Here is a 12,565-nt window from a genome sequence, read left to right on the forward strand (position 1 = left end):
TACCGCCTGTTTTTCAGTCTTTCCTCTCTAACTCTGCCATCCCTCTTGAATACATATTGGAGGAGACCCCTCCGATAAGGCCGCCTATCACGTCGTCCATGAAAGGCCCAAGGTTTGCAAGGATTCCGGGTTTTATTTTGTCATACCTGACAAACTCGAATGTCCCTTTAGAGCCGCTGATATAGTTTGCGATGCTGTTGCCAAGCACTTCGTCTGCAATTATGAAACTCAGGTCTTTTTCATAGGAACTTTTGCTGAGGTTCGGAAGGCTTCCGGCTCTGCCTTCTCTCTCCAGCAGGATTCCGGAATAAATCAGGAGGCAGAGGTTCGGGTCCGAAAGAGCGAATTTGAGTTCTCTTTTAAACAGGGCTTCGGCTTTTTCCCTGGTCTCAAGTCCCGGGTGAGGGACGTACATTTCGAGAGCAGTGTCCGCAAGGTCCTGGACACTGATGCCTTCTTCAGCCAGGACATCAAGGATATCGATGATAGCTTTTTCCTCTATTTTCTCAGGCTGTCCTTTTTTCAGGTCCCTTTCCTCAATATCGGATAACTTCATACTGATCACTCCGGGGTTGTTAAAACGTTTATGTTTGGCTTTGTTAAATTATTTTGATGGGTCATCTTGAAATGATTACGACTAAATGACAAACAGGTTTTAAGCTTTTATGCCGGTTAACCCAATGGGTTTTACTGCTTCCGGCATCACTTGTCGGACATATCCGGTCGTTTCCCGGACTTTCACATATCCGGGTTGGTCGGAATCCTGTAAGTTAGTCTCCCATTATGAGGGTAAATCAGATCACAAAGGTATGTAGGATCAAAGATAAAGGTGAATTCCCGTTATCTGGATCACTGCCACAAAAGCAACAAGTGAAAACCCTGAAGCAATTGCTATTAATTGGGATACCCGTTTTATATCTTTTACTTCGGTTTGAGGGTAAGAGGCTCCCAGCACATAAGTATCAGGTTTTTCAAGTTTGATTCCAAGAGCTCCGGCAGTAGCAGCCATCGGATAGCCTGAATTGGGGGACGGAGTCTTCATCCCGTCTTCGAGAGCGGTTTTTACGCTGTCGAATGGATTGATTTTTCTTCCTTTTCCGGAGAATAAGGATACTGTAACGGCTGCAACAAGGATAAAGATTACTGAAATCCGTGCCGGTATCCAGTTCAATACGTCATCGGACTTTGCAGAGAAATATCCGAGTTCCCTGTAAGGTTTGGTTTTATACCCTACCATTGAGTCAAGGGTGCTTATGGCTTTAAAGGCGTAGGCAGCCACAAGCCCGAGTTCTCCGAAAAGGGCGTAATAGAAAATAGGGCTCAGTATGCCGTCCACATAGTTCTCTGATACCGACTCCACAACTGCCGAAGACATCTGGTTTTTTGTCAGTTTGGAGGTGTTCCGGCTTACATAGATCGGAAGGAGTTCCCTGACTTTCTCCAGCTGGTTCTCTTCAAGATGTTTATATATCTGCCTGGCAGGGCTCAGCAGACAGTTGATTGCAAAGGTGGCTTTCAGGAAGTAGGCTTCTATAAGGAGAGCTAAAAAACCAGGAATCCCCGGAAGGGCTGTAATATAGAGGACGGAATAGCCTAGCAAAGAAGCAAAAAAAACGCAGCAAAGAGCCATTGCAGTTCCGTAAAGTTTCCTGTGGGTTTTCGGGGCTGCATTTTTCAAAAAGTTGATTAATTTTCCAATCCAGACAACGGGATGAACAGCAGCGGGAGGTTCCCCGAAGACGACATCTATGCATGCGGCAAGCAGGAGTACCAGCGCAAGGTGCCCGCTGTCCGGGATGATCATAAGATAGGCTCCATCACTTTTTTCCAGGCTACTTTTACAAGTTCGTCCGTATCTCCTTCCTGCATAAGGCAGTCAAGGATTTTCTGGGCAATTTCCTTTTTATGGACAAGGTGACAGTCAACACAGCTCCAAACCTTGCCGCCTCTTGAGCTCTTGATCCATTTTCCCCCGGTTTTCTCGTTTTCACAGGGATAAAACGGGCAGAAGCAGAAGGTGCAGTTCTGGCCTTCAAAGTGGCAGGGGTAATATTCGCAGGTCTTTCTGCCTCCTATACCTTCTTCACTGGCTTTTTCGATCACGTGTTTCAGTTCGTTCTTTGCCTGTTCCCGCCCCCATTCGGTGATGATTTCCCCGATTGCAGCAATGAGCCTGTCGTTTTCTTTTTCGGTCCTGACCGCAACCCTTATGTGATCTTTTCCGATGCCGTGGAAAGAGGCGCAGTCCCGGACGAGGACTCCGCGGGCTGCAAGGCGCGCAGTCAATTCACTTGAGTTAAGCATGAATTTGCTTATATCGACAAAGATGAAGTTAACATTCACTTCCCCGGCTTCAAAGCCCCTTATCCTGTCAATTTTGGCTTTGAGCGTTTCCCCTTCTTTCAGGATCATCTCTCTGGCATTTTTCAGGTATGGGCTATCAATCCCGCCTTCGATATTCAGAAATTCGACTCCGGTAGCGTTTGCAATAGCTCCGAGGTTCCAGGACAGCCTTGCCGTGTTCAGTATATCAGCCATACCCGGAGAAGCTATCCCAAAGCCCATCCTGATCCCGGGGATTGCAAAATCCTTAGTAAGGGAGCGCATGACAAAAACGTAGTCGTTGTCTGCAGGAAGGTCTGCAACGCTCTGCGATGGGTCGGAAAGCTCAATAAAGGCTTCGTCAACATAAAGAAGGATTTTATGTTCCCTGCAGCGTTCTGCAAGGGATTTAAGCTCTTCTCTGCTGCGGAGCTTTCCTGTGGGGTTGTTCGGGTTACAGATAAAAAGGATTTTTGCTTCTTCCAGAAGCTCATCAGAGAGGGTATTTACATCTTCCTGTGAAGGGCATACCGGTTCTGCCCCCACGACCCGGCACTGCATTTCATATTCTCCGAAAGTAGGCCAGGGTAAAAGGACCTTGTCTCCTTTTTCGACCACAGATTCGACTACAAGCCTGACTATTTCCGTTGAACCGTTGCCGGGAATAATATTTTGCGGTTTTACTCCCAGACCTACAAATCTGGCTGCAGCTTCCCTGAACTCCAGATACCTGTTGTCCGGGTATTCCAGGAGTTTCGTACGAATCTCACTAATTATTTTGTCAAAGTTTATCCCGCTTTCCGGAGAGTCAAAAGGACTTCCGAGAGGGTTAAAGTTTGCACTGAAGTCGAGGATTTCGTTTTCGGGGATCCCGTACATCTCCGAAGTTGCCTGGATTAGCCCTCCATGTAAACAGGGCCTCAGGGCTAACAGATGCTCCCTTAAAGGTACACTTCTTTGCTCTGACACGTTGATCGCAAATATTTAGCGCGAATCCTGTATATTAAGTTGTTTATTATATTAGCCGGTTTAAACTTGCCTTTATTTGCTTTGTTGTTATTTGATTGCGAAATCTCTGCTATCTGGAATCCATTATACTTTATTTTAAATAAAAAATATATTTCTTATGTTCTTTGTCCTTTGCAGAATTCAGTTTTTTATCTGCCAAAATGTGTTTATATTTTCTATATGTGTTTATATTTTCTATTTGTGAAAGGTAAATAACGAAAAAGTAAAATAGCTTGTTTTTGACTAATCCATCCAGATGGCTGAAGAGAAGTATATAAATCCCTTACAATTATAGGAATACGGGCTATTTACGAGAATTTATATCATGTTTGTGGAATGCATATAATGATTTTTCCCAAAAGATGGCTGGGTATTCAGCAGATCATGTCTTCAGTATATTCCGTTATTTCAATATTTCTCTAAATTCGATATATCAGGTGCATTAAAAAATGACAGTTAACAGGCCAAGAGGGACCCGGGACTTTTTACCCACAGATTCTGCCCGGAGAAGGTACGTGGAAAGTGTTATGCGAAATGTTGCCCGCAACTGGGGCTATAGTGAGATCATTACGCCCACGTTTGAACATCTGGACCTTTTTACCCTTAAGTCCGGGGAAGGCATAATAGGGGAACTCTACAATTTTACGGACAAGGGGGGTAGGGATATGACCCTCAGGCCGGAACTTACGGCTCCTGTCATGCGGTTGTATGTAAACGAACTTCAGCCTTTCCCCAAACCGCTGAAGTTATTCTACTTTGAAAACTGTTTCCGCTACGAACGCCCCCAGAAAGGCCGTTTCAGAGAATTCTGGCAATTCGGAGTCGAACTCATCGGAAGTGGAAAATCCGACTCGGACGCCGAGGTTATTGCCCTTGCCGGTGCCATGTTAAAAGCTGTGGGTATTCAGGGCGACATGAAGCTTGGAAACCTTGCAGTGATCCGTACGCTCTTAAAAGGGCTTGAACCCGAGGTTGTAAGCAAGGTCATGAGGCTTGTGGATAAGAAAGAGTATGCAGGCCTTGAAGCTCTGCTTGAGGAAATCGGGGCAGAAGAACAGTTGAAGTCCGACCTCTTTCGCCTGATACACCTTGAAGGAAAGTACATTCTCCCTAAGGTAAAAGAAATAGTCGGGAATATCCCTGAGCTTGCAAGCTTTGAAAAGACCCTTAAACTTCTTGATGCGTACGGAGTTGATTATTCACTTGATTTCGGGATTGCCCGCGGACTTGACTACTACACGGGTATGGTATTTGAGGTTTATGCCGAAGGCCTGGGGGCTCAGAAGCAGGTCTGCGGGGGGGGCTCTTACCAGCTTATAAAGCTTTTCGGAGGTGGAGACGTTCCTTCCACGGGCTTCGGGATAGGTTTTGACAGGATTATGGAGATATGCCCGCTCGTACCGCCGGCGTCCAAAAACCTTGTACTGGTCTCAAAGCCAGGAACCCACATCGAAGCCGTAAAGGTTGCAAGCGAATTAAGAAATTACTTGCCTGTCCAGATAGACCTGATGGAGCGCAACTTTAAAGCTCAGCTTTCCTATGCAAACACCATCAACGCCGATTACGTGATCATAGTCGGAGAAAAAGAACTCGAGGCAGGCAAGCTGACTCTCAGGGATATGGTATCCGGGGAACAGGAACTCCTAACGCTGGAAGAGATTATTGAAAAAATTACAGGGCAACAGGATTGAAAGTTTTCCTTTTATCCTATTTGTTTTTTTCTTTAGTTTTTCCTTTTGTCAGCCAGATGACACTTTTCTTAACCCTAAATCCATTTTTCAATTCCCAAAAATATAATTGCTTCCACCAGCTTGTTTATCTGCTCGTTAAAAAAGAAATGAATACCTATTTTTTAGCACGTTTTTCGCTCTCCTGGTCGAACTGGAAAATAACAACATAATGAAGTTAATGGCGTTGTATGGGCCTTAATAATGGCTATATATTAGTCAGTTTAAGTGAAATGAACTCTAATATGTGTATTTATTGTCTTATACCTTCATTAAGACAAAAGGCAATCTTTTTATAGTCCTACTGCTTAAAGTTTATTGCACCGAGTTTCCAAAGTTTTCCGGAATCTGGATGCGGAGGGGGTAATATATGGAAGGCAAGGTGCATGGTTCAGCCTGTCAAATTGTAATTAATGAGGCTGCTGTATGTGGACTTCCGTTCAGGCTTACAGTTACGGGAATTGTCTTTGCCGTACTTCTGCTCCTCTCTGCAGTCCATGTTTCTGGTTTTCTGGAACAGGCAAAGGAACAGGAAGCCCTGGATGAAGTTTCAAAACTAATAGATGTTGCCGAGCAGATCTCCATGCGTGGAGGAGGGAGTGAAATTGCCTTTGAGTTAAGGATACCTCAGGGAGTGTCTGTGGACTTTGGAGCTCTGCCTGATCTGGAGGAAAACTGGCCCGAGGATGCGGATAATTACTGTATAACTATAGGAGGAAAGTCAACCTTCTATCCTGCAGCTGCTTCCTTTTCGAATCCGGAGTTTGATGGACCTTTTTCACTTGGTCCGGGCAGGCATATGGTAGTCCTTTCAACAAAGCTCGAACCCGAATCTGGCAGGCTTTTCGTCCTGATCTCTGAAACGGGGGTTGATGGAAAAACATGAGGCCAGGAGATATCCGCATGGAAAAGGACATTTTAAAGGATGATTCTGCATGGGCCGACTTTTTAATCTCAAAGGGAGCCCTTATCCTTGCCAGTGTAATCTTCTTTGCAGCCTTTTTTCAACTGGCTGCAGGGTTTAAAGATCTTGAGGCCCAGGAACAGCTTGACTTCCTTGCCAGGGATTTCAAAGTAGTGGTCGACGAGGCTGGAGCAGGGAGTTTTCAGGGGGAGGTTTCGGAGGAGTTTTCCTATCGTTTTGATGAGAATGAAATCTTTCGGGGTTCTCCTTTTGGGGAAAATATAGAGGTTTTGGTTTCAGGAGAGTATGTTCATTTGAAGGCGAAATGTGATGAAAAAAGTTTCAGTGCTGTAAAGCCCTTTGCTTTCGGGGTTCTGCCTTTCAACGAGTCAGTACTCCGGGAAAAGCTGCATACAGAGTTCGGAGCGGAGGGGTGTGAAGACTCACCCCTTAAAGCTGAGCTTCAGGAAGTTAAGGCTTTCCTTCAGGTTTCGGGGGCTAGAGAAGTGATTTTGAACGCAGGTGAAAATATTTCCATGAAAAAAGAACTTATTTATTTGAAGGACAGTGAGGGGGTCTCTGCTTTTGGTTGTGTCCTTGTTTATCAGTGAGGTTGTGTCCCAGCTTACCGGTTATCTACAGGCATCTGGGAGAATATTCGCAGCCGGGCCAAAATCAGGAAAAAAATCCAGCGCTTCATCCTTCACTTCATCCGGTATTTCGATTCTCAGGGATGAAAGGGGAGTCCTTGAACCCCATTCCGATCTTGTAGCCACTGCTCTTGCCGTTATAGGGTTAGTGGTCCTTACAGTTCTCCTGTCAAGGACATATATGGGATACGAAGACAGTTCTTTTGCTCTTGAAAACTACGAAAGTGCGTCTCTTCTTGCAGAATATGTGGCAGAAGCACCTGACCTCCAAGCTGAAAACCCAGGTACACTTTCGGCATCAGCCCTTGACAAGTTTTCAGGGGCTGACGGGCATGATGAGAGAATGAAATTTTTTGCAGCTTTTTCCGGAAACTATCCTTTTCTGGTTGAAGTTCGGACCGAAGACGGGCGCTGGCAGTGGTTACTCGAACCTGATCTGGTGGAACCCGGTTTCCTCATGGGGAAACAGGAAAAAGTTGCGGCTTCGGTGCCGGTTGTAATCGAGTTAAGCCCTGCGGAATCAGTTCCCGGAACCCTTACTGTGGTGCTGTATAAAACTCCCTGGGTGTAAAAATAGATCAGGCTGGAGGAGTATTGAATACAGAAAATGACAGGGTTCTGGACAGGGTCTCTGATTCGGGGGGTGAAATCTCTGAAGTCTTTGAAAGCTTCTCAAAATTCCGGGGTGCCAAGCAATGTAAATAATGAAATATTAATGGGGGGAGCTGTTAAGGAATCTTCGGCTTATTCTACAGTTTTTGATGCCCTGCTTTTGCTTGTATTGATCTCACTTTCCGGGGTCCTTCTTATGCCTTCACTGCAGGCTGATGAGCAGTATGTTGCAGCCGGATATGTGACTTCTTCAGAAATGGACACTTATCTGCTCGAGTCCCTTCTTTCCTGTAAACTTGAGGACTTTGAGTACGAAATCTCTCTTCTCCCGGTGCTTAACGTTTCAGTCCCCGAAAATTCAGTTGTGGAAAGTCCTGTTCATACTCTTTTCGGAAAGGAACAGAAACACAGGACTTTTGCTGACCTGACAGCCGACTACCTTGCCATTTCCCTTTCCCTGTCAGAAAACGGTCCAGCCGTATCTCTCAATCCCCTTGCTGGGGACTATTCGGCTCGGGCTTCCGAAACTATTGCAGTTTATCTGGACAGGAAAATTGCAGGAAGGTTTTCTTATCGGTTTGAAGCTTATTGGTACCCTGTGGAGGTTTTTCCTCTAGGTAGTAAGCTTATAGTTGGAGACAGGCCCCCTGCAGATGCTATTCGGCAGAGTACCAGGCTTTCCATGCCCCTTTATGTCAGTGTACCTTCCAGGGATTCCCTTCTTTCCTGTGTAAATGATTCCGTGCTTGAAGCCTCTCTTAACGCTTCGAATGAAGAAGCTTCAAGAGAACTTTTCCGGGCTTTTAATGCTTCTCTTGACGCTGCAGCACTTGAAGGGGCGGAAACGGTTGTTGGACTGATTTTCCCGTCAGACTATTCGGGGTCGGTTTTCGGAGAGGAAGCAGATGAGTCTTTTGATACCCTGCTTTACGGGGTTTCTGAAAATGCGGGTGAGGCCAATTCCTCCTCAACGGAAGATGAATTTAATGCCTATCTTTCAAATCTTCTAGAATCCGGTTTTGCTCTTGATTCAGAGTCCTATCCCGAAAACTATTCCGAAAATGTACCTGCTACGGAGCTATCTTTACTTGAAGACATGCTGGAGGACCACATCCGGACAGAGATAAGGGCAGAACTTGAATCTGAATTTTCGGGTGAGATTAATGAGACTGTTTATTCCATAATCGAAACCGAAGATCTCTCTGAGGCTCAGGCTCTGAGGGATGCCCGGATAGAGGCAATTTACAGCCAGATAAATCCCGGGGGGGCAAGGATAGTCCTTTATCTATGGAGGCCGTTTTAATAACCTGAAATCCGGAATTCCGACACAAAGTATATATCCTATGCTGCGTTCTCTAGTGATGTTTTTACCGAAAACTTTACGCTTTTGCAGGAGTTCCTGAAAAAAGCCACGCAGCAGTTTGCTGTGGCGGATTAAAATCTCCCGATCGATGTGTTGGTCCGTTATAATCGGTAAAGATATAACTTCAACCCGAAGAGCACTTTTTCGGGTATCGATCAATTGATATCAGGAGAATCATACATGGCAAAAATGCACACAAAAAGAAAAGGCAAATCTTCCTCCACCAGGCCTATCAGAACCGAGCCACCTGAGTGGTGCAAGATTGGAGCAGATGAAGTTACTACAATTGTACTGGACCTCTGGAAACAGGGTGTTTCCACCGCCGAAATCGGAATGGTTTTAAGAGACCGCTACGGGGTTCCTGACGCCAAACTCATTACAGGCAAAAAAATCACAACAATCCTCAAGGAAAACAACGTTGCTCCTAACCTTCCCGAAGACCTTACCAATCTTATCATAAAGGCTCTGGGACTGAGGAAGCACCTTTCCGTTAACAAAAAAGACGTCCACAACAAGCGTTCCCTTAACCTTACAGAATCCAAAATCAGAAGGCTTGTTAAATACTACAAACAGGAAAAGGTACTTCCGAGAGACTGGTTCTACAAGCCTGAAACCGCAGAAATGATGATTACCAGGTAATCCTGGAATTCTCGATTTAATTAATCGGGTTTGCCAGAAGGCAAACCTTTTTATACTTTTTTAATATGTTATGCTCCCTTGAGAAGTTAAATCCTTCTTTCTTTAATCATTTCGTCGTTATTCTACTTGCAACATAGCCTGTGCTGCAGTCCCATGCCGGACTCCCCGGGACTACACATCGAATACCCGAAATCTCTCCGATCACGACTGGCAGGCCGTATACCTCTTCGATTACCTGGGGGGTAATTACCTCCACTCCTCCGTGGGCGTGAATTTTTCCGCCCTTCAGGAGGATAAACCGATCTGCGTATCTGAGGGCCTGGTTAAGGTCGTGCATCGTCATAACAGCCGCGATCCTGTGTTCAAGGACTATATTCCGGATAATTGCAAGGATTTCCACCTGGTTCTTCAGGTCAAGGCTGCTTGTCGGCTCGTCAAGGAGCAGGACTTTTGGCTCCTGAACAAGGGAACGGGCTACTGCTACCTTCTGGAGTTCTCCCCCGCTCATCTCATCGATATAGGACAGGCGCAGTTTCTCCATCGAGAGCAACCTGAAGACCGAATCAACGATCTTGAGGTCTTTTTCCGTAATGTTCCATTTTATATGGGGACGCCTGCCCAGCAGGACCGCATCAAAAGCCGTCAGTCTTCCTGTTTCCACACGCTGCGGGACATATCCGATACGCCGGGCAATTTCCATTGTCCCGAGGTCGAAAAGGTTTTCTCCGTCAATATGCACTGCTCCACCTTTCGGGTGGAGAATCCTGTTCAGGCATTTTAACAGGGTAGTCTTGCCAACGCCGTTGGGCCCCAGGATAGCGACAACTTCACCTTCATCGATCGAAAAGGCAATTTCATTAAGGACCTCGCGATTATGATATAAAAACCGAAGTTCTTCTACAGAAAGGATTATCGTTGATACCCCCTAATAAGCAGATAAATAAACGTAGGTGCTCCCATGAAGGCGGTGAGCACGGAAACCGGAAGCACGTATGGTGCTATTATAAGCCTCGCGGTTGTATCCGAAATAAGAAGGAGGAGTCCTCCCATAACAGCAGAGCCAGGGATCAGGTATCTCTGGTCGTCCCCTATGAGTCGCCTGACCATATGTGGGCAAATTAATCCAACAAAGCCGATGACTCCGAGAAAGGCTACAATTACCGCCGATACCAGCGCCGCCACAACCATGCCGATAAGCCTTATTTTTTCCACATCAACTCCAAGTCCCTTTGCGGTCTCGTCTCCTGCATCGATAGCGTTATAGTTCCAGCGGTTGATGGTGAAAAATAAGATCGCAAGCAGGACAATTCCTGTCATAATCGCCAGTTCATTCCAGTTTGCTCTCCCAACGTCTCCAAATGTCCAGAAAACAACAGCAGCAAGCTGGGTGTCATCAGCAAAATACTGCAAAAACATTGTTCCTGCTGTGAAGAGAGAAGAGAGTGCAACTCCGGCAAGCACCATTACTTCAGGAGAAGATCCCCGTATCCGGGAGATGATGAGGATTATTCCTGTTGCGAGGAGACAAAAGAAGAATGCAGTCATAGTTGTCAGGTAAGGGTTGTTGATTGTAACTGCATTTGCAACAGTTGACTGCATTTTACCTGTCCCGAGGATGATCACAGAGACGGCAGCTCCGAAAGCGCCTGCATTCGAGATTCCCAGGGTAAACGGGGAACCGAGGGGATTGCGCAGTATCGACTGCATCACCACTCCCGTTATGGAAAGCCCAACTCCCGCAACAATTGCCGCAAGCGCCTGTGGGAGGCGGATGTTCCAGATAATAGCATCCCACTTGGTTGAGACATTTTGTCCCATCAGTGTTTTTAATACCTCATAAGGGGGGATGGATACGGCCCCAACAGAGATAGAATATATAAACATAAGGAAGAGGAGGATGACTCCCCCCAGGATATAGATAGATTTGTGTCGTACATATCCGAGGTAGTCAGCCGGAACCTCTCCATCGTAAAGGTGCACTTCTTTATACCCTCCGTTTTACAGAGAAAGCTGTGTGAAGCCAAGGTCATCGTATTGCGCATTCAGATCTGAAAATACGGGCTTTCCCACAAAGAAGGTGAATATCTCCTCGGCTTTTGTCTCCGGATCAATATCTTCAAACTGGTCAGGGTAGAGAACTTTTCCAACAAAGTAGGCGTTTGAAAGTACTGACTCGTGGTTTGTAGTGTAGTAATTATAAGGCACTACACCGTAAACATTTCCGTTCTCCACAGCTGAAAGCCCTGCGAGTGAGGGATCTGTCTTTAGCTCGTTGATGGCTCCGCCGTCTCCTAGCTGAATTGTCCCTACGTCAACAAAGATATATTCAGGGTCCCACTCTACGAGTTTTTCTTTGGAGACGTCGGCATGGTCCACACCGATTCCGGAGGCAACATTGTTTGCATGTACCCAGAGGAATGGGGCGTAAGCAGGCTCTGTGGAAATTATCCCGTGAGCTCCCGCACTGCTCACTCCACCTACATAAACTGTCTTTTGTTCGGACTCGGAAATGTCTGCCGTCCTGTTATCAAGGTCTTCCATTATTGCTTCAAAGTAAGAAATCACTTCTTCTGCCCTTTCTTCCTTTCCGACAACTTCTCCCATTAACCGGATAGAACTGTACATATCAGCTTTATCTTCCTCGCTTCTTGTAGACCCGTATGGGAATGCGATTACAGGAATGCCCGTTTTTTCCTGAAGCTCGTCGGCAGTTGCGGCAGCAGTTGCAGGGTCGTTCGAGTCCGTTTTAAGGATTATCTGCGGGCCGATTGCGATGATCTTTTCAGGGTCATCATTGCCTCTGAATTCGCCTATCAGTGGATAGTCCTTTAGTTGGGGATTTGCGAGGGTATAGGGACGACCTTCGATCTCTGACTCCTTTGTCTCCAGGCTGTCAACTCCGACTATGAGATCCTGGGCCTGAAGGTACACAAGGTAGCGCAGGCACCCTGCTCCTGAACAGACAACACTTTCGACATTTGAGGGTATAGTGACTTCCCTGCCGAACCCGTCCGTAATTGTGATTTCTGTAGACTCTACTGATTCATCGGCACCTGTTGTGATTCCTTCAGAATCAGCCTGAACCGTGCTATTTGCATCTTCGGACGATGTGGTGTTGTCCGTGCATCCTGAACTTGCGATCAGGGCAACGATAAGCACTCCGATGAAAATAAGTTTCTCTAATTTAATATGGGGGGAGATTTTCATGTTACTTTCCTCTATTTTACTAGAGAATGTGTATTACATAAAGTTAACTAATTTTTCCAAATAATTCTTACAAAGTCAATTATTTATTATAATTGGTGTGATTTATTACGATTTTAATTTTGGTTGATGGTAT

12 protein-coding genes are annotated in these 12,565 nt (G+C 45.9%); 6 read left to right on the forward strand and 6 right to left on the reverse strand.

Annotated features, from left to right (window positions below):
* Nucleotides 1-13: 13 nt before the first annotated feature.
* The 3 genes from cobZ to cobD form a co-directional block, all read right to left on the reverse strand.
* The gene (gene cobZ / locus MSSIT_RS04395; RefSeq protein WP_048170348.1) at nt 14-556 is read right to left on the reverse strand and encodes an alpha-ribazole phosphatase CobZ; all 543 of its coding nucleotides are present in this window, start codon (nt 554-556) and stop codon (nt 14-16) included.
* 261 nt (nt 557-817) lie between these two features.
* A complete protein-coding gene (locus MSSIT_RS04400; RefSeq protein ID WP_048170350.1) occupies nt 818-1,804 on the reverse strand; it encodes a cobalamin biosynthesis protein in 987 nt (328 codons plus the stop codon).
* Nucleotides 1,801-3,291: a threonine-phosphate decarboxylase CobD gene (gene cobD / locus MSSIT_RS04405; RefSeq protein ID WP_048170352.1), complete on the reverse strand. Its 1,491-nt coding sequence runs from the start codon at nt 3,289-3,291 to the stop codon at nt 1,801-1,803. The genes MSSIT_RS04400 and cobD overlap by 4 nt, the downstream gene beginning before the upstream one ends.
* A gap of 488 nt (nt 3,292-3,779) precedes the next feature.
* Here cobD and hisS point away from each other — a divergent pair, with 488 nt between their 5' ends.
* From hisS to MSSIT_RS04435, 6 genes are all read left to right on the forward strand, one after another.
* The gene (gene hisS, locus MSSIT_RS04410; protein WP_048170354.1) at nt 3,780-5,021 is read left to right on the forward strand and encodes a histidine--tRNA ligase; all 1,242 of its coding nucleotides are present in this window, start codon (nt 3,780-3,782) and stop codon (nt 5,019-5,021) included.
* Nucleotides 5,022-5,427: 406 nt separating this feature from the next.
* Entirely contained in the window at nt 5,428-5,943 is a 516-nt protein-coding gene (locus tag MSSIT_RS04415; RefSeq protein ID WP_231590411.1) for a hypothetical protein, read from the forward strand.
* A 17-nt stretch (nt 5,944-5,960) separates the two neighbouring features.
* Nucleotides 5,961-6,572 (forward strand): hypothetical protein, encoded by a 612-nt coding sequence (locus MSSIT_RS04420; RefSeq protein ID WP_231590412.1) that lies wholly within the window; start codon nt 5,961-5,963, stop codon nt 6,570-6,572.
* Nucleotides 6,553-7,182 (forward strand): hypothetical protein, encoded by a 630-nt coding sequence (locus MSSIT_RS04425; RefSeq protein ID WP_231590526.1) that lies wholly within the window; start codon nt 6,553-6,555, stop codon nt 7,180-7,182. The genes MSSIT_RS04420 and MSSIT_RS04425 overlap by 20 nt, the downstream gene beginning before the upstream one ends.
* A 114-nt stretch (nt 7,183-7,296) precedes the next feature.
* On the forward strand, nt 7,297-8,526 hold the full coding sequence (locus MSSIT_RS04430; protein ID WP_231590413.1) for a DUF7284 family protein: 1,230 nt from the start codon (nt 7,297-7,299) through the stop codon (nt 8,524-8,526).
* 240 nt (nt 8,527-8,766) lie between these two features.
* Complete coding sequence (locus MSSIT_RS04435) at nt 8,767-9,225, forward strand: 30S ribosomal protein S15 (RefSeq protein ID WP_048170362.1); 459 nt, start codon at nt 8,767-8,769, stop codon at nt 9,223-9,225.
* A 106-nt stretch (nt 9,226-9,331) separates the two neighbouring features.
* Here MSSIT_RS04435 and MSSIT_RS04440 read toward each other — a convergent pair whose 3' ends face one another.
* The 3 genes from MSSIT_RS04440 to MSSIT_RS04450 are packed head-to-tail and all read right to left on the reverse strand — an operon-like array spanning nt 9,332 to nt 12,432.
* Nucleotides 9,332-10,138: an ABC transporter ATP-binding protein gene (locus MSSIT_RS04440; protein ID WP_048170364.1), complete on the reverse strand. Its 807-nt coding sequence runs from the start codon at nt 10,136-10,138 to the stop codon at nt 9,332-9,334.
* Nucleotides 10,135-11,205, reverse strand: a complete 1,071-nt coding sequence (locus tag MSSIT_RS04445) for a FecCD family ABC transporter permease (protein WP_048170366.1) — start codon at nt 11,203-11,205, stop codon at nt 10,135-10,137. The genes MSSIT_RS04440 and MSSIT_RS04445 overlap by 4 nt, the downstream gene beginning before the upstream one ends.
* A gap of 18 nt (nt 11,206-11,223) precedes the next feature.
* Nucleotides 11,224-12,432: an iron ABC transporter substrate-binding protein gene (locus MSSIT_RS04450; protein WP_048170369.1), complete on the reverse strand. Its 1,209-nt coding sequence runs from the start codon at nt 12,430-12,432 to the stop codon at nt 11,224-11,226.
* Nucleotides 12,433-12,565: the final 133 nt, after the last annotated feature.

The sequence above is a fragment of the Methanosarcina siciliae T4/M genome, from assembly GCF_000970085.1.
GTDB lineage: Archaea > Halobacteriota > Methanosarcinia > Methanosarcinales > Methanosarcinaceae > Methanosarcina > Methanosarcina siciliae.